This is a genomic window from Bradyrhizobium sp. HKCCYLS3077 (assembly GCF_051167555.1).
Classification (GTDB): Bacteria; Pseudomonadota; Alphaproteobacteria; order Rhizobiales; family Xanthobacteraceae; genus Bradyrhizobium.
This window is the reverse complement of the sequence record NZ_JBNPTH010000005.1, coordinates 151,773-173,073: the sequence shown is the minus strand read 5'-3', so window position 1 is coordinate 173,073 and position 21,301 is coordinate 151,773. Positions and strand designations below refer to the sequence as shown.

The following is a 21,301-nucleotide window of genomic DNA, read 5'->3' as shown; positions in this document are numbered from 1 at the left end:
GATGATGATCTGTCATGAAAAGGATGCTGCGGCCCTTCCTGCTCTGCCTCGTCTTCGTCATCCTCGCTCCGCGACAAGGACACGCGACGTCGCTGCGCACGGTGAACGACCTGATTGCGCGAGGTGATTTTGCAGCCGCAGGCGTCATGCTGATAACCATGGCCGAGCGAGGCAACGCACGCGCGCAGACGATGCTCGGCTTTCTCTACGAGACCGGTCAGGGTGTCCCTCAGGCCTATGATGCCGCCGCCTATTGGTATCGCCACGCGGCGGAACAGGGCGACACGGCCGCGCAATATCGTCTCGGCCTCGCCTACGACAAGGGGCACGGCGTCCCCCGTGACGATATCGCGGCCTACAAATGGTTGAACCTCGCTGCCGCCCGCGCACCGGCGCACATGCGCGAGAGATACACCCGGCTGCGCAACGCGGTGGCCACGAAGATGACCCGGCACCAGATTGCATTGGGGCAATGGCATGCGCTGCGCTGGCCGCAGGAGTCGGATTTTTGAACGCATTTAGCCCGCCGGCGACGGCCGGCTTGCCCATGCCAGGCTGACGTACCGGGAACGGCTCACACCGGTATCAGTATTGCCGCATGATCATCGTGCTGCATGACGGGTCCTGCATCACATCCCGCGACAGCCGACGATAGCTCGAGCCAAAGGGCGTAAGATTCGAGCGCATTGAGAACAATTTGAATCGATTGCTTAGCCGGATCTAGAAGCCCATCTGTCAGAATCGCGCCCATCAGGCCCATTGGATACTGGCAGATGTGGAAGCTTGGCACCCCGGCAACGAACGTCCGACAATCGGCGATCACCCGCGTCTGCGTGACGATCGCTGTGGCGGCCTGCGCCGCGCTCGGCGCTCATCCTGCGAACGCGTTCCTGGCCCGCCCCGCCATCTTCGCCAAGCTCGACGTGGTCGCCAAGGCGCCAAACGGCTGGCTGCGATTCTGCGCGGATCAGCCGAAGGAGTGCCGTCCGACCCCGGACAGCTCCGATGACTTGCAACTCACCCCTGAAAAGCTGCAGCAACTCTATGTCATCAACGCTCACGTCAACGACCGCGTCAAATACACCACGGACAAGGCGCTCTACGGCGAGACAGAGCGCTGGGCGATGCCGTTCGACCGTGGTGACTGCGAGGACATCGTGCTGCTCAAGCGTCGTCTGCTCAGCGAGGCCGGCTGGCCGGCTGGCGCGCTGCTGGTGACCGTGGTCCAAGGCCGGGCGGGCGACGTTGACCGTCATGCCGTCCTGACGGTCCGCACCGACCGCGGCGAGATGATCCTCGACAATCTCACGCCGGAAATCCTGTTCTGGTACGAAACCAGCTATCGCTATCTGCTGCGGCAGAGTTCACGGGACCCCAACGTCTGGCTGGCCTTTTCCATGAGCCAGCCGCGGCCGGAGCAGATCAGCAGCGCGCGGCCGTGACGCTGCCTCCGTTGTGACGCGCGGTCGCGCCGAACGATCAAGCCGCCAGCGCCCGATACGCCATGTCGCCACCCGAGCGGCATTCATTTTTCATGGAATATTGATCCGATCTGGTCCGTCCGGTCTTGGTCCGTCCAGTCTTGCGCGGCCTGGATCGAGCAGCCAGCCGGCGATCGCCAAGAACTGGGCTGCAAAACGCATCCAAGGTCCTGCAACCCGCGCCTCGTTTCTCTCCTGACATCTATGGGACGCGAGCCGAGCGCAGTTGTGTTACATTTTTGGCCTGATATTATTTGCATCGCATAATTATGATATCTTGAGACGGTAAAGCATCACCTTTTCTGCCGAAAACACATCATATCCCTCCTGTCACGCATTGATCGCGGCTCAACGGCTGCATCACATCATTGGAGACCGACATGACCGACCCGACCCAACCGGATGCGCGGACGTCGCGGCGCGCGTTTCTGGCGCGAGATCTGAGAGCCATCTGTGCGCTGGCGGCGGGGCCGCTCCTCGCCGAGATGCTGCCGTCGCAAGCGCTCGCTCGCGAGCACGGCTCCGACTGGGGCTCCGGCGGCAGGCACGGCTGGGGTGGTTGGGGCGGCTGGCGCGGCGGTCACGGCGGCGGCAATCATGGCGGCGGCGGTGGCCACCACGGTGGTGGCGGTCATCACGGCGGCGGCGGCGGCAGCCACGGCAATCTCTGCTTTCTGCGAGGAACACGCATCATGACCGCCAGCGGCGAGCGTGCCATCGAGGACCTGATGGCCGGCGATCTTCTGCCGACCGTGTTCGGCGGTCTGCGTCCGGTGCAGTGGATCGGCAGCTTCCGGCGGCTTCGGATGAAGCCCGGCGCTGCCTGGCCCACTGCCGCCCGCCCCGTCCGCATTGCACGGTCTGCCCTCGATCCTGACATGCCGAAGCGCGACCTCTATGTGACCCAGGGCCACGCCCTGCTGCTCGATGGCCTTCTGATCCCGGCCGGCACGCTCGTCAACGGCACGACGATCACCATCGATCCGGCCGACCAGCATGAGGTGCTGGAGTTCTTCCACATCAAGCTCGCAAGCCATGACGTGGTCTATGCCGAGGGCGCGCCGTGCGAGACGCTGCTGAAGGTGGATGAGACCATGAGCAACTTCAGTAGCTATCTGCGCGAATTCGGCGAGCGCCACACCGAAGAGGCGCATTGCGCCCCGATCATCTGCAACGGGCCGCGCCGCGAGTTCGCGACCCGCGCCCGCAGCCTGATGTCGCCCTGGCTTGGACCGCAACGGTTCGACGAGATCAGGGCGGACATCGAGCTGCGCGCCGCAGCCCTGACCTGAACGACCGCGTGCCCGGGTGGACGGCGCCGCCGATCCGCCCGGGCGCGCCGGCTTTACTCTTTGCCCGCTCATCCGGATGCGATCCGATGCATCACGTCGATGTTATACTTCGATGTTAACGAACGCCGTGATACGAGAGCCCCGGCGCAGTCTGACCGTTCCTGACGGCCTCTCAGTTTCAACGCGCCGGTGCAATTCGGATGTCCACGGCCGCCTCGCGGCAAGCCGTCCAATGAAGGTGGATTTGACTTGAGTTCCAAGCAGCCTGTGGCTCTGATCACCGGCGTCACCGGACAGGATGGCGCCTATCTCTCCGAATATCTGCTGGGCCTGGGCTACACGGTCCACGGCATCAAGCGGCGGTCGTCGTCCTTCAACACGGCGCGCATCGATCATCTCTACGAGGACCGGCACGACGGCAACACGCCTTTTCTGCTGCATTATGGAGACATGACGGACTCGACCAATCTCATCCGGCTGGTCCAGCAGGTCCGTCCGACCGAGATCTACAATCTCGCGGCGCAGAGCCACGTCGGCGTCAGCTTCGAGAGCCCGGAATACACCGCCAATGCAGACGCGCTCGGCGTGCTGCGGCTGCTCGAGGCCATCCGCATCCTCGGCATGGAACGCGAGATCCGGTTCTATCAGGCCTCGACATCCGAGCTCTACGGGCTCGTCCAGGAGACGCCGCAGCGGGAGAGCACGCCGTTCTACCCGCGCTCGCCCTATGGCTGCGCCAAGCTTTACGGCTATTGGATCACGGTGAACTATCGCGAAGCCTATGGCATGTTCGCCGCGAACGGCATCCTGTTCAATCATGAGAGCCCGATCCGTGGCGAAACGTTCGTAACCCGCAAGATCACGCGCGCCGTGGCGCGCATCGAACTCGGTCTCGAGAGCACGCTTTACCTCGGCAATCTCGAGGCGAAGCGCGACTGGGGCCATGCGAGGGACTACGTCGAGGGCATGCACCAGATCCTCCAGGTCGACGAGCCCGACGATTTCGTGCTGGCCACCGGCGAGATGCGCTCGGTGCGCGAGTTCGTCGAACTCGCCTTTGCAGAGGTCGATCGCCAGATCGAATGGCGGGGCCGGGAGATCGAGGAAGTCGGGATCGACCGCCGATCGGGACAGGCCCTGGTCCGCATCGATCCGCGTTATTTCCGTCCGACCGAGGTGGACCTTCTGGTCGGCGACGCGAGCAAGGCGCGCGACAAGCTAGGCTGGCGGCCGAAGCGGAGTTTGAACGAACTCGTTCGCGAAATGGTCGCGAGCGATCTGCAGCTTGCCCGGCGGGAGGTCGCCGATGGCGCCCGTGATCTTTGACCTCGCCGGCAAGCGCGTATTCGTGGCCGGCCATCGCGGCATGGTCGGCCAAGCGCTGGTGCGACGGCTGGCGAAAGAGCGCATCGACCTGCTGACCGTACCACGCAGCGAGGTCGATCTGCGCGACCAGGCCGCGGTCTTCGCCTGGTTCGCCCGGAACAGGCCGCAGGTCGTGTTCCTTGCCGCCGCAACCGTCGGCGGCGTCGTCGCCAATAACACCAGGCGCGCCGAATTCATCTACGACAATCTGGCGATTGCAGCGAATGTCATTCACGCGGCTCACGCGAATGGCGCCGAGAAGCTGCTGTTCCTCGGCTCCTCCTGCATCTATCCGAAATTCGCCGCACAGCCGCTGCGCGAGGATGCGATGTTGACCGGGCTGCTCGAGCCTACCAACGAGCCTTACGCGATCGCCAAGATCGCGGGCATCAAGATGGCCGAGGCCTATCGCAGCCAGTACGGCGCGGACTTCATCAGCGTGATGCCGACCAATCTGTACGGCCCCGGCGACAACTACCATCCGGAATACAGCCATGTCGTCGCCGCGTTGATCGGCCGCTTCCACGAAGCGAAGCTGACGCGTGCGCCCGAAGTGATCGTTTGGGGCACCGGCACACCGCGGCGCGAGTTCCTCTATGTCGACGACATGGCCGATGCCTGCGTGCATCTGATGAAGACATATTCGGCACCGGAGCTCGTCAATATCGGCACCGGCGAAGACATCAGCATCGCCGATTTCGCGCGCGTGGTCGCGGACGTCGTCGGTTACGAGGGGCGGATCAGCTTCGATCCGTCGCGGCCCGACGGGACGCCGCGCAAGCTGCTCGACGTCACGCGCCTTGCGGGGCTCGGATGGTCGGCGACAACCCCGCTGCAGGACGGTGTCAGGCGGGCCTATCGCGCCTTTGTCGCAGAGATGCGCCCCGAAACGGCCTGACGACTGGCTGTCGTCAAAGCTTGTCGCGCGCGTCACCACCACGACACCCCACAATGCTACCACAACCACGCGGTGAGCGTCCTGCGCACCGCTACTCCCGCCATGAGACCTGATGATGCTCGCTGCCTCCCGGAAACGGCTCGGCGCTGCGCTCCTCCTCGTGACCTGCATTGGTCCTTCCTCCAGCCTCGCTCAGACGGACACGCCAACCTCTGTCACGACCATCACGGTCGACGCGGCGTCGATCGTGTCGGACAGTGGACGCGACGACCTCGCCACGCTGAAGACCATCTTCCGGGGCGCCAATGCGCCGCAGGACGGCACCATCGCGCCGATGCGCGGGATCATCGCCGACATCGGATTGAAGCGCCTGCGGCTGCTGCAGGCGGACGCGCTCTGCGATCTCGACAGCGAGGGCCGCTTCGGCGAACGGACGCTCGATGCCAGCGGACAGTTCGGAGCGGTCGTGGCAGGCGGCTGCGGCCCGCTCGATACGCAGATCGATTGGGCGCTCAGCAACGGCCTCTCGCTCCACATCGCCGCCGCGAGCTTCATGCCGGTCAGCTTCGTGCCAGGCGGGCCGGCGGAGACCTGGTCGGCGGCGGAGCTCGATCGCTATCGCTCCTATGTCGATCAGCTCGTGCGCCATGTCGTCCAGCGCGCCTTCGATCCGGCGACGGCCAATGGCGGCGCACAGGCCATCGTGTTCGAATGCAGCAACGAGCTCGACATCGCCGATCCCGAGCCGGTCAATTTCCACGCCGTGACCCCGCCCGATCCCGCGCGCTTCGCGCTGCTGCCGCTCGGCCCCTGGGCGCGCTTCCTGTGGTGGATGGACCCGGCGACCTACAAGCTGCAGGAATGGCCTGTTGTCGACGACCAGGCCTATCCCTACAGCACCGATCCGCGGCGGCTGGCGCGCGGCCTGCTTCCGATCCAGAAGATCTTCGCCGACCGCATCGAAGCGATCCGAGGCGAGGCCAGCTTCGGCAGCGACTATCCCGGGCGCATCCTCGACATGGCCGGGCCCGCTTTCTCCAGTGTCTCATTCGACCGCTATCCCCCGAGCGGACTTCCGACACTGGAGGAACGCTTTCTCGAACAGACCCTGGACCCCGCCGCAAGTCTCGACCCCGCCACCGGACGTCCCCGCTTCCAGGCCGCGCTGGACCGGTTTTCGTTCCACTTCTATGGCGACTTCCAGCATGGCTGGAATCCGCAGGCGCCCTCCTCCACCACCCTCGCTTATCTCGTCCAGACGATCCGCGCCAAGCTCGCGCAGCTCAATCGCCCGGACATGCCGCTGTTCGTCTCCGAATGGGGCCCGTCGGTGGACACCAACAGTGATGTCAACTACTCGCACAAGGGCGCCGCATGGACCGCCGCCTTCCTGAAGGAAGCCGTTCGGCTCGGCATCTCCGACGGCTCCTACCTGATGCTCCACGATGGCATCGGCTACGATCCGGGCATGATCGGCATGCCGAGCCTGATGCACAAGATCATCAGCGATGGTGTCGCCACCTACCAGCCAAAGCCGGTCGCCAACGTGATGCGGATGTTCGCCATGATGAGCGGCCAGCGGCGGACCGCGGCACTCTCGACGCCGTCCGCCCTGGATGCCTTCGCGGCAAGCGACGGATCGTCCGCCGGAATCGTCGTGTTCAACTACAACAGCGCCTATTCAGACGATCCGCAGTCGTTCTCGGTTGCGTTCGAGAACCTGCCATTCGACGGCCCCGCGACCGTGCGGCGTTTTGTCGTCGACGCCAATACGAGCAATCTCGCGGCCTATCTTCTGCAGCCGACCCGGCCTGATCCGACGCTTCAAACCGTCGAGGAATTTCAGGCGGACGTTCGCGATGGGCAGATGGTCCTGCCAGCGCGCAGCCTGGGGCTCGGCGTAACCTTCTGGCAGGTGATTGCAATCAAATAGCCCGGTTCCATGTCCGCTGTTCGGCTGCCATGCTCCGTCCGGACACCGAGGCGGGGCTGGCTGGCGCCACGCGCTGGTGCGACAGCGTGAGCATGCGGGACACGCTATCGGCTCATCTCCACGTTAAGTGCCTGCGTCATCCCGCGGTAGCCTACGCCCGAGTTGTGAGATCGACCGACCTCTTCGTCGGAAGAAGAGGCGCAGGGAAGACCGGGTATCGGCTGATACACGCGGTCCGCGTGCGTGACAGTCGGCGTTCCCGCGGTGACGGCCGCAGGCGTGATCTTCATCGACGCTTCGATAGGCGCCAAGATGTAGGCCTACGCGTTCTTAGAGACGAGACGGCAACCGTTAGAACTAACTCGCGCGCCTCGCGTGGACTCCGGCGGCGAGCAGCAGCGCCACTGCCATTGGATCGAGGACAGCAACAACCGCCAGCGTGAGCAGCCGGACCGCTCGCTCAAAATCCGTGGCGGGTATGCCAATCAGCTCGGCGAGATATCGTATCGGTCCGACTTCGGCCTCGGCACGCCTGCGTTGCGCATCAATCTTGGCTTTCTCGACCTGTAGATTGGCGAGAGCCTGGGACTCACGTTGGCGTTCCGCCGCGATGTCGGCACGTTCGCGACGCCTCTGGTCAGCAATTGTCATCGCTCCGACCGGCCGGCCAAGGCGCGTCGCCTCGTCGATGGCCGCGTCGATCTGGGCAATGCGCCGGTCGATGTCGGTGACCACTCGGCTCTGCATCCCGAGGCGGGCCTCAAGGTCTGCGGTTCTCTCGGCAAGGGCAAGATCTATGGATGCCATATGGTCGAGGTGAGCGCGGGTGAGGAAGCCGAATACGCCAACGGCGTTCAGGCTCATTAACACGCCAATCATCAGGACGAGGACGAACCTTAGGAGGGACGGCGCAGACGTCCAATGCTCAGTCAGCCATGCCGCCGCCACGAGCTTTCCGGCCTCCAGCACGCTGCCCATGATGATGACAGGCCAGAAGGCGCCGGCAAAGATCGCGGTCAGGCCGTCGATGGAAAAGGCAGCCGATACACAAGCCAGCGCTAAAGCCACAATCAAGGCGGCGAGCTTGACGCGTGTCGGGGAGCGGTGGGCTTCCTCCGATCCGGAGGTGCCGGCGAGGCCGGAGGCGTTTGAAACGCCGACGGTACCATCTGTATCGGTCGGTGTTACAGTCCCCGTTACAATGATCGCTTCAGCGCTACGACTGATCAGGCCCGCGCGCTCCCAAGCTTTCAGGCGACGACTAGCCCGCATCCTATTCCACCCCCATTGGCGCGCGAGTTCAGCGGCGCTGACCGTCACGTGTCGCTCGGGCTGGGAGCGCAGCCAGGCCAGCGCCTCCATGTCATCGAATGGATGGGGCGGATCCGACTCTGTCATGATCAGGTGCTGCTCCTTGCGTCTCGGCCGCGCGCGATCGGACGCGCCCGAAATGCCGGCGGCTCCAAAACGACGACGCGGACCTCAGAGGCCGGAACGGGGAGTTGTCTGCCCGGACCGGAATCGGTCATCCCTACTGCTCACCCAGTGGAGAGCAGACGAACAGGCCCTGCGGACACTGGTGCCGCATGGCGAGCGGTTGTCTGCCGCCGCTTGGCGAAAGCGGACCAAGTCTCGCGAGCCCTGCCCTCGTGCAGGTGTCCAGCAAAGGTGGCATGTCCGAAGCCAGAGCGGAACAGCCGAATCACGCTAGGTCGCACGCCACGCCCCTCCTTTGACGGCCCCTATCCGCACTGTTGCTGCCGAGTTGCCGCTGATCGACACTCGATCTGCGCCATCCATATCGGCGATTTGCGCGCGGCTTTCACACCAATCTTGTTCGACGTTCCGGTCATGATGCAGGCGGCCAGTCCGACTTTTGGTCTCAGATCTGTGGATAAACAGCATGGCCGGTGCAGCTAGATGACTCTGGCTTCTCTCGATAAATCGCTGAGCTCGAGCGCCCGGAAGCCAATGGCCCGACCGGAACCGCAGAAAAGACGCTCCTTGAGACTCACAACTCGTGTAGCTACCGCGCGGTGTCTGAGCGCAGTTCAGCCCAGGATCGGAGAGGAGCGAACGTAGGGTGAGCTCGACGGCAAGATAAAAGCGCCTCTCCGCGGCGTAGAATCGACGGTCGTAAGTGCTTGTCTTGACTACTAGCACTCTGGCACTCACGAACTTCATTGTTGCTGTTTGAATACAATTGGTGAGGAGGATCAATCCCCCGAATGGCACTATTCGCACCATAGCGTACGTCTGCGTGGGATCGGCGGAATCGGACCTTCGACGGAAGAACGTGCTTTCCTCGATGATCCAGGAATGCAAAGAATTGGCCTCGGTGATCAACACACGTGATGGTCGCGATGACGAGCGACGGTTGCTCTAGCAGGACGCGGTTTCTCCATCCGGGAATAGCCGGCACCTCATTCGGAACATGAGCAACTTTGTCGAAGCGGATCGTAGGATCGGCATGATGGTGGTTCGCGTTTGCCGTGGCATGTTCGCTCATGAACTACAGCAACCCTCCCTCTCAACAACCACGCTCCTCTAGCGAAGCTAATTCAGCTGCAGTCGGCGAGAGCGCGTCCGAAGGTATGATCGATCAGCGTGCGGTCAAACTAATCCGCCGGCGAGCGGCGCTCAGCATGGGCCGCCGACAGTGCACGGGCGTGTTCTCGTGGGCTTCCATGGAAGCCGGTCCTGAAAGACCCTCAGCAACCTCGTCCATGCGGCCGGCCTGCTCTCCGGCGGCTGAGAGAGGCCGTGACGCTTCCAATCCTGCAACGCTCATGCGCCGCGCTGTTGGTCTTCCCGCATCTCGGTCCTGGTCAATGGCGCAGACAAGGGCCGACGATTTGGGAGCGCCCTCTTGACCATCGTGCGTCGCGAGCACAGGACGCATTTCACGATCGTGCCGAATGCCGTGTTCACCGATGAACGGCTTTCGGTCGAGGCCAAGGGCGTGCTCGGTTTCCTGCTGTCACGCCCACACAAGTGGCGCGTCCGTCTCGACCATGTCGGGCGGACGCTTCTGGTCGGCCGGAAGAAACTGCAACGCATTTTCCGTCGATCTCGGCTGGCTACGTCACCCGAGAGCAGCAGCGGCTCGCCGACGGCAAGCGGTTCGGTGAGATCGACTATGTCGTCCGCGACGTGCCGGTCCCTCCCAACGTTGCTGGTCGGCCGCGGGCGCAAAAGGGACCTGCGGCTCCGCGGGTCCAAAAGGGACCTGCGTATAAAGAACCACCGCGGGGCCCTAAGGGACCTGCCTATAAAGAAGCAGATAAAAACAGAGCGCGGTCCTCGGCGAACCATCTGCCTCAGGCGTCCCGCAGACATTTGCAGGCCAAGCCGATCGGATTAGCCCATGACGACGATGATGCCGCGCGGCTCGATCTGCGGATTGTCGAGCTGTTGCGGGACCCGGGCGAAGGTTGGGCATTCCTGATCGCCCTTTCGGCGGAGGATCGTGGTGCTCTGCGCGACCGTCAGCGACGGGGTGAACTCGACCGGACTGCGGTGGACGAGTTGCGCAAGAGGTACTGTCCCTTACTGGACGACGGCCCTGTCAAACCGACGGCAAAGGGCTATTAGCGCCGGTTCGGGCACCGTCGGAACCGCACCTGCCGCAAATGCGCCTGATTGCGTCAATCGTCGAACTCGGCACCGACCGTCCGTTTCACACGCATTTCCCGCCAAACGTTCGCCGCCGGGAAGCCGAGCACTTTTCGAACGGTGCATTTTGGCGTTTCTTGCTCGCGATCGCTGCCATGGCGTTCGCGGCGGCGGCCCGAATTGCTCCAATGGAGCTCACAGATCGGATGGAGATGCTCGATGCCCCGCCGCCCGGCCAGAGTCACGCAGGCAGACATTTCACGCGCGATCCGCGCGGCAAAGGAAACGGAAGCCGCTGAGGTCATCGTCGACACGGACGGCGTGATCAGGATCGCACTCACGTCGAGCGGTCATTCGCCTTCCCGATCGAAGATTGATCTCGGCGAAATCTGGACGCCGTCCGATGCGCTTGCGCGCCGTCTCAATGGCACCGAAAGCGGGTGAAACGCACCTTTCACCGTTGATGCCGAATCCGAGGATTCGTAGACTCCAGGCATTGGTTCAGGGAGCCAACCAATGCCTGAGACGGAACGTACCGACCCCCGCGCGCGTGGGGATCGTCGCATGTACCTCTATTTCAACTATTCCGAATCCGGATCGTTGCGCTGGTACGTCAAGGTCAGCCGGAAGGGACACCGGATCGGGATCGCCGAAGACTACGGTACGAGAGCGTTCGATGCCGCCTATGAGGCGGCGGTCGCCGCACTCGGAGGAGTGTTGCGGATGCGGCGCGTCAAAGGAACCAGCAGGGCCGGTCAGCCGGAGCGCCGCTATCTCTGCGTCGATGTCAGCCAGCGCGGTCAATTGCGCTACTACGTGCAGCTCCGCAACAAACTGCCAAAGATCCGGATCAAGGCCGCGTATGGTTCTTCAGAATTTGATGCTGAGGTCGATGCCGCCATCGCCTCCCAGATCGCGCTCTACAGACAGGAGAGCGACTACGTCAACGCCCAGAAGCAGCGCAACACGCCCTGCCCTGCGCGCCCCACTTCGCCGCCTAAGCCCGGGACACTGCGCTGGTACTGGTACGGATACAGGCAAAGCGATCATTGGCTCGGCGATCTCAGTGTCGGCCATGCCGGTCTTGCCGAGACAACTCGCCTCCAGCGGACTGGTTTGATTGAAAGCCTGCTGATCGAGAATGGCGAGAAGCCATTTGCGGTGCTCACGCGCAACGTCATCAAGGCGGAGATGAAGGCGCGGACCCCCTCTCAGGCCGGCAATCTGTTGTCGGCCCTGCGCGGCCTGATGCGCTGGATGATTGACGAGGGCCACCTGGACGAGGACGACGATCCGACGATCGGTCTGCGCTCCGGGAAGGCGCGTGCTTCGCGAGAGAGCGGTGGCTTCCTGCCCTGGACCGAGGAGGACATGGCCAAATACCTGGCCAAATGGCCGCTCGGCAGCGAGGCGCGGCTGATGTTCGACATCCTGCATTACACGTTCCTGCGGCTCGGGGATGCGCATCGCTTTGGGCCGCCGCACCTGCGCCAGATCGTGCGCAAGATGGCCGTCCAGATCACCACCGAAAAAAGCCGGGGCAATACGATGGTGACCGTACCGGTGCATCCGGAGTTCGCGGAGAGCCTGCGGGCCGCAAGAGCCGCAGGAATCATCGGCGCCGACGTGTTCACCGGAAAGCGCCTGAAGGGGCGCGTGCTGCCGATGAACAAGAAGGCGTGGGCGATGAAGTTCAAGAAGTACGCCGTCCTTGCCGGCGTCAACGAGGCGAAGAAAAGCTGCCATGGGGTGCGCAAGGCGCGCGCCGAAGTGGCGGCCTATGCCGAGTGTACTGAGAGCCAGATGATGGCGATGTTCGGCTGGACCGACCCGAAGATGCCGGCGCACTACATCGCCCAGGCCAACCGCGAGAAGCTCGGCATCAGCGGAATGGACAAGGTGGTCGCGTTCGACCAGGGCCAGTCGCTGGATGATTTTTTGAGGCCTGTCGCGGAAAACAGGACGGGAACGGCGGGCGGGAACGAAGTGGTAACATTCCCGGGTAACATCCGGAAAAAACCGTAACGATTTCAAGGGAAAACGTGGGTTTGTGGTGCGCTCGGAGGGACTCGAACCCCCACGGTGTTACCCACTGCCACCTCAAGGCAGCGCGTCTACCAATTCCGCCACGAGCGCGAAGGAGAAGCCGGAGCCTGGAAACAGGCGGCACCGGATCAGTGGCGCCCGTGTATCAAATCGATCTCGGGGGGACAACCCCCGCCCTGCCCTAAAATACCGGATTGTGGATGGTTTTTGCGTCGCCCCGCGACCCTATCGCGTCGTCGGGGTCGGCGAGCGCGGCAGCATCTGCTTGACCTCGACCGCGATGCGGTTGCGGTCGACCAGCACGACGCCGTTGGCGATCGGCAAATTGTTGGCCAGCACCTTGACGTCGTCGGCCTCGGTCGCGTCCAGCTCGATGATGGCGCCGCGCGACAGGCGCAGAACCTGGTGGATGGGCATTGAACAGGTGCCGAGCACGACCATCAGGTCGACTGTCACTTTATCGAGGGTTGACACTGCGAGAGCACCCAAGTCACTGGAATCCGTTGCCCCAGAGATCACCATGTTACGGTTAGCCAATGGTTAACAGCCGCGAAACCCTCGACCTGACCAGCTTTGCCGGGCCGCCCGGCAACGCGGTCGCGTGGCGCATCTCCGATTCGCTGGTCGACTATGCCGAGGCGACCGCGGTCATGGAGGCGCGGGCTGCGGCGATCGCGGCGCATGAGGCGGCGGAGCTGGTGTGGCTGCTCGAACACCCGCCGGTCTACACCTCCGGCACGTCCGGAAAGGCCGAGGACCTGCGCGATCCCCGGTTTCCGCTGCTGTCGACCGGACGCGGCGGCCAGGTCACCTATCACGGCCCCGGCCAGCGCGTGGCCTATGTCATGCTCGACCTGAAGCGACGCCGGCCGGACGTGCGGGCCTATGTCGCGGCCCTCGAAGAGATGATCATCCGCACCCTCGACGCCTTCAACGTGCGCGGCGAGCGGCGCGAGGATCGCGTCGGCGTCTGGGTCAGGCGCCCCGACAAGGGCGCGGGCCACGAGGACAAGATCGCCGCGATCGGCGTGCGGCTGAAGCGCTGGGTCAGCTTTCACGGCATCGCCATCAATGTCGAGCCGGACCTGTCGCATTTCCAGGCGATCGTGCCCTGCGGCGTCACCGATCCGCGTTACGGGGTGACGAGCCTGGTCGATCTCGGCCTGCCGGTCACGATGGCCGACGTCGACGTCGCACTCCGGCAGGCCTTCGAGAGCGTGTTCGGCGCCGTCGCTGCCGACCTCGCCGCGACCGCCTGAACTTCAGGTGCCGCGCTGCGGCGGCACATCGAGCTTGGCCGCGACGTAGCGGCGCTCCTGGCTCAGGCCGCCGAAGCCATAGGCGTCGGCCTTGACATCGTCGACATGCAGGTAGGTCTCGTGATGCAACGGACCGATGAGCTCGGACATGCGGTCGAACACGGCGGCGAGATAGGCGGCCTTCTCATCCTTGGTGTTGGTGCCCTCGCTGACATGGACGTCGATCCAGTAGCTGGCGAGCCCCTGCTCCGCCAGCGACGCACCGCCCGCGAACCAGTCCGCGGCGTCCGCTTCGGACACGATGACTGCGGTGACCTTGGGGTCCTTGCGCAGGATGCGCGCCGTCAACTCGGTGACGGCATCGGCAATGTGCTTCTTGAGCGCCGGCTGGCGGCGCGAGCTGGCGTAGATGATGTTGATCAACGGCATGGTCGGCTCCCTTTTCGAGCGCATCGCTGCGCCTCATCAGCAAAGCTAGCCGCGGCCTCTCCATTTTGGTATCTTATCGTACCGGATATCAATGATAACAGTCTGATATGACAGCAACGCTCGACATCGCCACCGTCCGCGCCTTCCTGCTGGTGTCGGAGCTTAAGAGCTTCACCCGCGCGGCCGAGGCTCTCGGCACCACCCAGGCCGCCGTCAGCCTGAAGCTGCAGCGGCTGGAGGCATTGCTCGGCAAGCGGCTCGTCGAGCGTTCGCCGCGCACCGTCCGGATCACGGCCGACGGCGCCGCCTTCGCCGAGCATGCCGTGGCGCTCATCGCTGCGCACGACCTTGCGCTCAGGGGAAAGCCGGTCGAGCGGGCGCTTCTGTCGCTCGGAATCAGCGATCACGTCGCCGGTCCCGAACTGGTGCCGATGCTCGAACAGCTCCACAGGGCCACGACGGATCTGGCGCTGTCGGTGAGCATCGCCTTCTCGCGCGACCTGCTCGACCGCTACGACGCCGGGCAGCTCGACGCAGTGATCGTGCGGCGCGAGGCGAGCCGCCGCGGCGGCGAGACGCTGATCACCGACGAATTCGGCTGGTTCGCGGCGCCCCGCTTCCGTCTGCCGCCCGACGGCGCGCTGCCGCTCGCGACCCTGGCGCCGCCCTGCGGCGTGCGCAGCATCGCCGTCCGCGCGCTCGACCGCGCCAAGCTCGCCTTTCGCGAGACATTCGTCGGCGGCGGCGTCACGGCGGTCACGGCCGCGGCGCGCGCCGGCCTTGCGATTGCGCCGCTGGCCCGCCGCATCGCGCCGAGCGGACTGATCGACGTCGGACCGGACCTCGGACTGCCGCAGCTCGGCCGCTCCAAGGTCGTGCTCCATGCCAAGGTCGGCGACACTGCCAAGCGAGCCGCGTTGCGCACACTGGCCGCGGCCTTTCGGAGCGCTGCAATGTCGAATGAATTGACGTGACCGGGACGTGATGTAACATGCGTTAACAATCGGAGCTCAGGAGAAGCGGCTTGAACCGTCTCTTGACTGCAGCAGACCTCGTCAGCGCCCCGGCCCATCCGAGCCCGGCACCTCACGGTCTCGAACCCCTCCATCGTCACGCGCTGATCCGGACCTCGAATGCGGAGGTGTTGCGCGACCTCGCGGACCGGCAGCTCGGCGCCGAGCGGGTGGATTTACGGCACGCCGAGCGTTTCGAGACGATCGTCAATCTCATCGAGCTCGAAACCATCGGCCTCGGCTTCGGTACGTCGACCTGCGATATCGTCTCCGACCATCGGGCAGCCGACTTCATCAGGGTGCAGATCGCACTGAAGGGGCGCGCCATCAGTTGCGCCCGCGGCGAAGCAACCGACGTGAACGAGAATCAGTTTGCCGTGGCGCCCGCCGGCGTGCCCTGGCAGATGGCTTGTCAAAGCGGCCATCGCCGCCTGACATTGCGCCTCGATCCGCAGGTGCTGCGGCAACGGCTGACCGCGCTGGCCGGCGCGCAGCCGCGGGCCGATTACGCGATTGATCCGGCCATTCCCGCCGCGGATCCGCAGGCCCGTAGCCTGATGCGCCTGCTGGATTTCCTCACCACCCAGCTCAACGAGCCTGGCGCGGTGTTCCCGGCCGCCGTCTACCGCGAGCTGGAGGACGCCGTGCACGTGGCGTTTCTCTGCGCCAGCCGGCATCGCTTCCGCGACCTGCTGCTGGACCCCAGCCCGATGCCGGATTTCGGCCTCGTCAAGCGGCTGGAGGATTACATCGAAGCCAATTGGCGCGAACCGATCACGATCGAGCGGCTCGCGCGCGAAGCCGGCGTCAGCGCGCGCTCGATCTTCCGCCTGTTCGAGCGCGTGCGCGGCTATTCGCCGATGGCGTTCGCCAAATCCGTCCGGCTGCGCCGGGCGCACGAGATGCTGCGCTCGGGCGATCCGGCGGTGACCGTTGCCACCGCGGCCGCCGCCTGCAACTTCGCCAATGCCGGACATTTCGCCCGCTACTACCGCGCCACGTTCGGCGAGCTGCCGTCGGTGACCATGGCGCGGGCGGAGCGCAAATGACGGTTCGCGCATGGCGGCTCACAGGATCGATTCCAGCGCGCTGCGCAGGCTCTGGTGCCGGAACACGAAGCCGCTCGACAGCGCCTTGTTCGGCACCACGCGCTGCCCGCCGAGCAGCAGCTCCTCGGCAAAGTCGCCGCCGATCCGGCGCAGCAGCCCGGCCGGCACGCGCAGCAAGGCCGGCCGCCGCAGGCAGCGCGCGAGCTCGGCGGTGAAGGTGAGATTGCGCACCGGCAGCGGCGCCGTCGCGTTGACCGGGCCGACGATGCCGTCGGTCGCGATCACATGGGCGATGAGCCGGACCAGATCGTCGCGCTCGATCCACGACATCCATTGCTGGCCGGAGCCGAGCGGACCGCCGAGCCCGAACTCGAACGGCGTCAGCATGCGCGCCAGGACGCCGCCGTCGCGGCCGACGACGAGGCCGATCCGCAGCAGCGCCACGCGGACGCCCTGCACCTCGGCGGCGCGGGCCGCCTGCTCCCAGGCCTCGCAGAGATCATGGCTGAAGCAGGCATGCGACTTCGCCGACTCGGTCAGCGGCTGGTCCTGCCACAGGCCATACCAGCCGATCGCGGAGCCGTTGACCAGCACCTTCGGCTTGCGCTCGAGCCGCGCGATCAGCGCGACGACCGCTTCGGTCGTGGCAAGGCGCGACTGCAGGATCGCCGCGCGCTTGGCCGTGGTCCACGGCGCGTTGCCGATCGGCTCGCCGGCGAGATTGACGATGGCATCGATCCTGGTGTCGGAGGCGATCTGATCGAGATGGGTGATCAAGGTCAGCGGCGGTGGCAAGGCGGCCGCCCGGCCGGGATCACGCACCAGTGCGATGACGTGATGGCCGGGCGTGCTGAGGCTCGCCACCAGGCGCGCCCCGATGAAGCCGGTTGCCCCCGTCACGAGGATGGTCTGCGCCGGCGGCAGCACCGCAACCAGCCCTTCCGCGTCGGGCCGCGACATCCGGGACAGCCGCGCCACGGCGGCGAAGTCGCGCACGCCGCACAGGCCGGCGCCCACCGCGGCAGCGGCCGCGATCCAGCTCAGCCAGCCCGCATAGGCCGGCACGATCGCAGGCGGGCGCATCGCCCAGTCGATCAGCACGGGCACCAGCAGCATCAGGATGGCGCCGTAGTTGATCGCGAGCAGCGTGTGGTTGATGCGCTCGCTGGGCGGCAGCTTGCGGGTCAGGTCCTCCTCGACGAAATCGGTCAACGTGATCGCGATCTCCGCGACCAGCACTACAAGCACGAGCAGCGCGAACAGGCCATGCGGCTCGCACCAGCCGAGAACGGCGAACAGCAAGGCATAGAGCAGATTGCGGGCGCCGTGCAGCTTGAGTTCGCCCTGCTGCGACGGCCGCCAGGCCAGCCGCTCGGTGAACTCGTGATGATAGAAGGTGTCGAACACGCCCATTGCGACCTGCAGGGCGATCAAGGACCAGAGCAGCGGCGTCATGGTGAGGACTCCCGGAACGTGGCGCTCTGGCGGATGATCCGGCCGAAGCGCGGATGGACGATCTCGAGCGTGAAGCGGAAGGCGCCGCCGCCGAGATCGGAATGAGTGACGGTGAGATCGCCGGGCGTCAGCCAATGCGGCAGGCGCCAGCGCCGGCCGGCGAATGCAAGCGTGTAGCCGGCACTGTGAAACGCGAGCGCCCCATCGCTCACGCAGACGCGCAGGCTCATGCTCAGGGCCCAGCCGAGATATTCCTCGAGCCCGGTCGGCCCGGCGAAGCGCTTGGCCGAGTGGATGACTTGAGGAAAACCATGCGGACGGCCGCAGATGCGCGTCCAGATCTGGCCGCCGCTCGCCGCGTCCTCCGTGACCGCAACGATCATCGGCACGCCGGTCGCGGTCGAGGTCGGCAGCGGCCCGCCGATCAGCCGCGCGGCCTGCGCGAACCAGAAGCCGGCACGGCTCATCTCGGCCTGATCGACCTCTCCGACATAGACCACCGTCGCGCCCTCGGCGAGCCGCTTGGAGAAGCGGCGCCAGATCGACACCGGCAACCGGCCCCAGTCCTCCGGCGACAGCAGCGCGCGAAAGCGGTGATCATCATGGAGCCTGGCGTTGGAGGGCGCTGAAAGTCCGAGATGCCGGTGGCTCACCATGACGCCCTCCAATGAACTAATCGCTGCCCGACCTGGATCGTCCCGACGGCAGCAGGTTTGCGATCTTCTCGCCGAGCTTGATCAGCGCGACCAGACGCGGCCGCGGCACCCTCAGCATCTGCGCGTACCAGCGGTCGACCAGTTCGGTGAAAGCCAGCATGTCCTTCAGCCGTTTGCTCGCGACCGCGCTGATGGCGGGGTCCGCGGTCGCCTCTGCCACGCAGGCGCGCAGCGCAGCGATCGCGGGATCGATCTCGCGCTCCTTGCGCCCGGCGGCGATGCGCTGCGCAACCTCCCAGATGTCGGTCTCGGCCTCGAAATGATCGCGGCGGTCGCCCAAGATCGGCACGCGCCGGATCAGGTCCCAGGCAAGCAGCTCCTTCAGCGAATTGGAGACGTTGGAGCGCGCCATGCCGAGCGTGTCGGCAATGTCCTCCGCCGTCATCGGCTTCTCCGCGAGGTACAAGAGGCCATGGATCTGGCTCACCGAGCGGTTCACGCCCCATTGGTCGCCCATGTCGCCCCAGTTGAGGATGAAGCGCTCGACGGCGGCGGGCAGCTTCTTCTTGCCTGTAATTTCTGTCATAACAGAAATATCTGACTGATGGAGCTAGATGTCAAGAGCGTCCGTTCCGCTGAACCGGAGGGCCGCTTGGCAAGACGGACATGAAGGCGCAGACGTCCGCCGCTGACGATCGCGCCTGATCGTTCCCTGCCCGGTCTGGAACAGGAGTAAGCCATGACGGCATCCGACAAGGCCTTCACCGGCTCAATCCCGCAAATGTACGACGAACTACTGGTTCCCCTGATCTTCACGCCCTATGCGCAGGATCTTGCGCGACGCATCAAGACACTCCGGCCGCGCGACGTGTTGGAAACAGCAGCGGGAACCGGCGTTGTCACCAGGGCGCTGGATGCCGAGCTGCCGCCGGAGGTGCGGATCACGGCGACCGACCTCAACGAACCGATGCTGGCACAGGCCAAGACGCATCTCACTGACGCCCGCCGCGTCGCATTCCAGCAGGCCGATGCGCTGGCCCTGCCCTTTGCCGACGCGAGCTTCGATGTCGTCGCCTGCCAGTTCGGCGTGATGTTCTTACCGGATCGCGTGAAGGGCTATGCCGAGGCGCGCCGCGTGCTACGCCCCGGCGGACGCTTCGTGTTCAACGTCTGGGACCGGATCGAGGACAATGAGTTCGCCCATGTCGTGCACGAGACGCTGCAACGGGTCTTCCCGGACAACCCGCCGCAATTCTTCACCCGCACGCCACACGGCTATTTCGATCCTCTGAAGATCAGAGCCGACCTGAGTGACGCAGGGTTTTCCGACATCGTCATCGAGCCGCTGCCTCACCGCAGCCGCGCCCCGTCTGCGCGAGAGCCTGCCGTCGCCTACTGCCAGGGCACGCCGATGCGCGGTGAGATCGAGGCGCGGGGCGCGCCCGACCTAACCACCGTGACTGAGGCGGCTGCGAACGCGCTTCGGCAACGGTTCGGCAGTGGACCCGTCGTGGGGCAGATCCAGGCGCTGGTGATTTCGGCGCGGTAAGCGCCGCAACTACACCGTGGGCAGCACGGAGAACTCTTCGCCAGACCTGCGCAGCGCGAGTTGATCGGGGGTGGCCGGCGTGTCCGTCACATCGTCGACGCGCGCAGCCGGCGGACCGTTCCGGCAGGCGGCGACCATGGCCGCGACGTCATCGGCCGGCCCCGCGAACACCGCCTCGACACTGCGATCGGCGCGATTGCGCACCCAGCCTTCGAGGCCGTTCAGGATCGCTTGGTCCTCGACCCAGGCGCGGTATCCGACGCCCTGGACACGGCCGCGGACAGTGACGTGAACGAGGACGCGATCGCTCATGATCCGGGCCCGAGAAAATCGCGCAGCCGCGTCTTGACGTCGGCCTCGCGCATGACACGCGACGTCAGTTCGGCCGACGGCAGGCCCTTCAGCTGCTTCGGCGACGCGCCATCGCGTAGCGCCTTGAGCGTCTCGTACACAGCCTGCGTGGCCGCAGCAATCGGCGCATGGCCCTGCAGCGCGACGCGAACGCGGCGCGAGGCGAGATAGCTGAGGTCGGACATCTCCTCGGGCGCGCCGCCGAGCACGATCGGCAGCGTCGTGTTAGTGGCAATCGCATCGAGCTGATCGCGCGTGGTGATGCCGGTGAAGAAAAGCCCGTCGACGCCGCAAGCCTCATAGGCCCTGGCGCGTGCAATCGCATCGTCGAGCGAAGTCATGGAGACGGCCCCGGTGCGGCCGAGAATGACCAGCGAAGGATCGCCGCGGCCGTCGAGCGCGGCCTTCACCTTGCCGATGCCTTCGTCCAGCGCGATCAGCTGCGGCTTGGCAGCGCCGAAGGCCTGCGGCAGCAACGTATCCTCGATGGTGAGACCGGCGGCGCCCGCGGCCTCCAGTTCCTGCACGGTGCGGCGGACGTTCATCGCATTGCCGTAGCCATGATCGGCATCGACCAGCACCGGCAGCGCCGCCGCGCGCGACATCCGCCGCATCTGCTCGGCGAGTTCGGTGAGGGTGATCAGCGCGATGTCGGGATCGCCGAGGATGGCGAGAGACGCGGCCGAGCCGCCGAACATGCCCAATGGGAAGCCGAGGTCTTCGGCGATCCGGATCGAGATCGCGTCATAGACGGAGCCGGGATGGATGCAACGGTCGCCAGTGAGGATCGCGCGAAGCGCGTCTCGACGTGCACGGAAGGTCATGCTGGTCTCCCACGTCGTTCCCTAGGCGATGCGGAGCATCGAAGCCGGAACCTCGAGATTCCAGGTTCGGTCGCTATCGCGACCGC

The 21,301-nt window shown here is 65.2% G+C and carries 21 protein-coding genes and 1 tRNA gene; 12 read left to right on the top strand and 10 right to left on the bottom strand.

What is annotated here, in order from left to right; all coding sequences use genetic code 11:
• Positions 1–14 precede the first annotated feature (14 nt).
• From ACQR0Z_RS21245 to ACQR0Z_RS21220, 6 genes are all read left to right on the top strand, one after another.
• Positions 15–512 (top strand): tetratricopeptide repeat protein, encoded by a 498-nt coding sequence (locus ACQR0Z_RS21245; protein WP_434919893.1) that lies wholly within the window; start codon positions 15–17, stop codon positions 510–512.
• Positions 513–773: 261 nt separating this feature from the next.
• Positions 774–1,442: a transglutaminase-like cysteine peptidase gene (locus ACQR0Z_RS21240; RefSeq protein ID WP_434919892.1), complete on the top strand. Its 669-nt coding sequence runs from the start codon at positions 774–776 to the stop codon at positions 1,440–1,442.
• Positions 1,443–1,861: 419 nt separating this feature from the next.
• A complete protein-coding gene (locus ACQR0Z_RS21235) occupies positions 1,862–2,773 on the top strand; it encodes a Hint domain-containing protein (RefSeq protein WP_434919891.1) in 912 nt (303 codons plus the stop codon).
• A 267-nt stretch (positions 2,774–3,040) separates the two neighbouring features.
• Complete coding sequence (gmd, locus tag ACQR0Z_RS21230) at positions 3,041–4,099, top strand: GDP-mannose 4,6-dehydratase (RefSeq protein ID WP_434920204.1); 1,059 nt, start codon at positions 3,041–3,043, stop codon at positions 4,097–4,099.
• Positions 4,080–5,036: a GDP-L-fucose synthase gene (gene fcl, locus ACQR0Z_RS21225; RefSeq protein WP_434919890.1), complete on the top strand. Its 957-nt coding sequence runs from the start codon at positions 4,080–4,082 to the stop codon at positions 5,034–5,036. The genes gmd and fcl overlap by 20 nt, the downstream gene beginning before the upstream one ends.
• 112 nt (positions 5,037–5,148) lie before the next feature.
• On the top strand, positions 5,149–6,969 hold the full coding sequence (locus ACQR0Z_RS21220; protein WP_434919889.1) for a hypothetical protein: 1,821 nt from the start codon (positions 5,149–5,151) through the stop codon (positions 6,967–6,969).
• A 357-nt stretch (positions 6,970–7,326) separates the two neighbouring features.
• Here the strand turns inward: ACQR0Z_RS21220 and ACQR0Z_RS21215 are convergent, their stop codons facing one another.
• A complete protein-coding gene (locus ACQR0Z_RS21215; protein WP_434919888.1) occupies positions 7,327–8,367 on the bottom strand; it encodes a hypothetical protein in 1,041 nt (346 codons plus the stop codon).
• Between the two features lie 1,941 nt (positions 8,368–10,308).
• Between ACQR0Z_RS21215 and ACQR0Z_RS21210 the strand changes: the two genes are divergently transcribed.
• Positions 10,309–10,563: a hypothetical protein gene (locus ACQR0Z_RS21210; protein WP_434919887.1), complete on the top strand. Its 255-nt coding sequence runs from the start codon at positions 10,309–10,311 to the stop codon at positions 10,561–10,563.
• 53 nt (positions 10,564–10,616) lie between these two features.
• Here the strand turns inward: ACQR0Z_RS21210 and ACQR0Z_RS21205 are convergent, their stop codons facing one another.
• Entirely contained in the window at positions 10,617–10,925 is a 309-nt protein-coding gene (locus ACQR0Z_RS21205) for a hypothetical protein (protein ID WP_434919886.1), read from the bottom strand.
• A 223-nt stretch (positions 10,926–11,148) separates the two neighbouring features.
• Between ACQR0Z_RS21205 and ACQR0Z_RS21200 the strand changes: the two genes are divergently transcribed.
• Entirely contained in the window at positions 11,149–12,609 is a 1,461-nt protein-coding gene (locus ACQR0Z_RS21200) for a tyrosine-type recombinase/integrase (protein WP_434919885.1), read from the top strand.
• A 26-nt stretch (positions 12,610–12,635) separates the two neighbouring features.
• On the opposite strand, the gene ACQR0Z_RS21195 is transcribed toward ACQR0Z_RS21200, so the two are convergent.
• Both ACQR0Z_RS21195 and ACQR0Z_RS21190 read right to left on the bottom strand, forming a co-directional pair.
• Positions 12,636–12,720 (bottom strand) — tRNA-Leu (locus ACQR0Z_RS21195).
• A gap of 135 nt (positions 12,721–12,855) precedes the next feature.
• Positions 12,856–13,152 carry a FliM/FliN family flagellar motor switch protein gene (locus ACQR0Z_RS21190; protein ID WP_434862238.1) on the bottom strand — a complete coding sequence of 99 codons (297 nt, stop codon included), beginning with the start codon at positions 13,150–13,152 and terminating at the stop codon, positions 12,856–12,858.
• Between the two features lie 14 nt (positions 13,153–13,166).
• Here ACQR0Z_RS21190 and lipB point away from each other — a divergent pair, with 14 nt between their 5' ends.
• The gene (gene lipB / locus ACQR0Z_RS21185; protein ID WP_434919884.1) at positions 13,167–13,889 is read left to right on the top strand and encodes a lipoyl(octanoyl) transferase LipB; all 723 of its coding nucleotides are present in this window, start codon (positions 13,167–13,169) and stop codon (positions 13,887–13,889) included.
• Positions 13,890–13,892: 3 nt separating this feature from the next.
• On the opposite strand, the gene ACQR0Z_RS21180 is transcribed toward lipB, so the two are convergent.
• On the bottom strand, positions 13,893–14,318 hold the full coding sequence (locus ACQR0Z_RS21180) for a tautomerase family protein (protein WP_434919883.1): 426 nt from the start codon (positions 14,316–14,318) through the stop codon (positions 13,893–13,895).
• Positions 14,319–14,425: 107 nt separating this feature from the next.
• On the opposite strand from ACQR0Z_RS21180, the gene ACQR0Z_RS21175 reads away from it, so the two are divergent.
• Together ACQR0Z_RS21175 and ACQR0Z_RS21170 are read left to right on the top strand one after the other, a co-directional pair.
• Positions 14,426–15,292: a LysR family transcriptional regulator gene (locus ACQR0Z_RS21175; RefSeq protein WP_434919882.1), complete on the top strand. Its 867-nt coding sequence runs from the start codon at positions 14,426–14,428 to the stop codon at positions 15,290–15,292.
• Between the two features lie 50 nt (positions 15,293–15,342).
• Positions 15,343–16,380 (top strand): helix-turn-helix domain-containing protein, encoded by a 1,038-nt coding sequence (locus tag ACQR0Z_RS21170; RefSeq protein WP_434862242.1) that lies wholly within the window; start codon positions 15,343–15,345, stop codon positions 16,378–16,380.
• 18 nt (positions 16,381–16,398) lie between these two features.
• On the opposite strand, the gene ACQR0Z_RS21165 is transcribed toward ACQR0Z_RS21170, so the two are convergent.
• Genes ACQR0Z_RS21165 through ACQR0Z_RS21155 form a run of 3 tightly spaced genes read right to left on the bottom strand, consistent with a single transcriptional unit; the run spans position 16,399 to position 19,077 of the window.
• Positions 16,399–17,835, bottom strand: a complete 1,437-nt coding sequence (locus ACQR0Z_RS21165) for a TIGR01777 family oxidoreductase (protein WP_434919881.1) — start codon at positions 17,833–17,835, stop codon at positions 16,399–16,401.
• The gene (locus ACQR0Z_RS21160; RefSeq protein WP_434862244.1) at positions 17,832–18,491 is read right to left on the bottom strand and encodes a DUF4166 domain-containing protein; all 660 of its coding nucleotides are present in this window, start codon (positions 18,489–18,491) and stop codon (positions 17,832–17,834) included. Before ACQR0Z_RS21160 ends, ACQR0Z_RS21165 begins: the two co-directional genes overlap by 4 nt.
• Positions 18,492–18,507: 16 nt before the next feature.
• Positions 18,508–19,077, bottom strand: a complete 570-nt coding sequence (locus ACQR0Z_RS21155; RefSeq protein WP_434862245.1) for a GbsR/MarR family transcriptional regulator — start codon at positions 19,075–19,077, stop codon at positions 18,508–18,510.
• Positions 19,078–19,230: 153 nt separating this feature from the next.
• Here ACQR0Z_RS21155 and ACQR0Z_RS21150 point away from each other — a divergent pair, with 153 nt between their 5' ends.
• Complete coding sequence (locus ACQR0Z_RS21150; protein ID WP_434919880.1) at positions 19,231–20,040, top strand: class I SAM-dependent methyltransferase; 810 nt, start codon at positions 19,231–19,233, stop codon at positions 20,038–20,040.
• A 9-nt stretch (positions 20,041–20,049) separates the two neighbouring features.
• Here the strand turns inward: ACQR0Z_RS21150 and ACQR0Z_RS21145 are convergent, their stop codons facing one another.
• Positions 20,050–20,352, bottom strand: coding sequence for an acylphosphatase (locus ACQR0Z_RS21145; protein WP_434862247.1), 303 nt, complete (start codon positions 20,350–20,352; stop codon positions 20,050–20,052).
• Positions 20,349–21,215 (bottom strand): isocitrate lyase/PEP mutase family protein, encoded by an 867-nt coding sequence (locus tag ACQR0Z_RS21140; protein ID WP_434862248.1) that lies wholly within the window; start codon positions 21,213–21,215, stop codon positions 20,349–20,351. The genes ACQR0Z_RS21145 and ACQR0Z_RS21140 overlap by 4 nt, the downstream gene beginning before the upstream one ends.
• Positions 21,216–21,301 lie beyond the last annotated feature (86 nt).

Bases quoted from the DNA above. Each gene is read 5' to 3' on its own strand.
- ACQR0Z_RS21245 (WP_434919893.1), top strand. From the start codon at position 15: ATGAAAAGGATGCTGCGGCCCTTCCTGCTCTGCCTCGTCTTCGTCATC.
- ACQR0Z_RS21240 (WP_434919892.1), top strand. From the start codon at position 774: ATGTGGAAGCTTGGCACCCCGGCAACGAACGTCCGACAATCGGCGATC.
- ACQR0Z_RS21235 (WP_434919891.1), top strand. From the start codon at position 1,862: ATGACCGACCCGACCCAACCGGATGCGCGGACGTCGCGGCGCGCGTTT.
- fcl (WP_434919890.1), top strand. From the start codon at position 4,080: ATGGCGCCCGTGATCTTTGACCTCGCCGGCAAGCGCGTATTCGTGGCC.
- ACQR0Z_RS21220 (WP_434919889.1), top strand. From the start codon at position 5,149: ATGATGCTCGCTGCCTCCCGGAAACGGCTCGGCGCTGCGCTCCTCCTC.
- ACQR0Z_RS21215 (WP_434919888.1), bottom strand. From the start codon at position 8,367: ATGACAGAGTCGGATCCGCCCCATCCATTCGATGACATGGAGGCGCTG.
- ACQR0Z_RS21200 (WP_434919885.1), top strand. From the start codon at position 11,149: ATGTACCTCTATTTCAACTATTCCGAATCCGGATCGTTGCGCTGGTAC.
- ACQR0Z_RS21190 (WP_434862238.1), bottom strand. From the start codon at position 13,152: ATGGTGATCTCTGGGGCAACGGATTCCAGTGACTTGGGTGCTCTCGCA.
- lipB (WP_434919884.1), top strand. From the start codon at position 13,167: ATGGTTAACAGCCGCGAAACCCTCGACCTGACCAGCTTTGCCGGGCCG.
- ACQR0Z_RS21180 (WP_434919883.1), bottom strand. From the start codon at position 14,318: ATGCCGTTGATCAACATCATCTACGCCAGCTCGCGCCGCCAGCCGGCG.
- ACQR0Z_RS21175 (WP_434919882.1), top strand. From the start codon at position 14,426: ATGACAGCAACGCTCGACATCGCCACCGTCCGCGCCTTCCTGCTGGTG.
- ACQR0Z_RS21165 (WP_434919881.1), bottom strand. From the start codon at position 17,835: ATGACGCCGCTGCTCTGGTCCTTGATCGCCCTGCAGGTCGCAATGGGC.
- ACQR0Z_RS21160 (WP_434862244.1), bottom strand. From the start codon at position 18,491: ATGGTGAGCCACCGGCATCTCGGACTTTCAGCGCCCTCCAACGCCAGG.
- ACQR0Z_RS21155 (WP_434862245.1), bottom strand. From the start codon at position 19,077: ATGACAGAAATTACAGGCAAGAAGAAGCTGCCCGCCGCCGTCGAGCGC.
- ACQR0Z_RS21150 (WP_434919880.1), top strand. From the start codon at position 19,231: ATGACGGCATCCGACAAGGCCTTCACCGGCTCAATCCCGCAAATGTAC.
- ACQR0Z_RS21145 (WP_434862247.1), bottom strand. From the start codon at position 20,352: ATGAGCGATCGCGTCCTCGTTCACGTCACTGTCCGCGGCCGTGTCCAG.
- ACQR0Z_RS21140 (WP_434862248.1), bottom strand. From the start codon at position 21,215: ATGACCTTCCGTGCACGTCGAGACGCGCTTCGCGCGATCCTCACTGGC.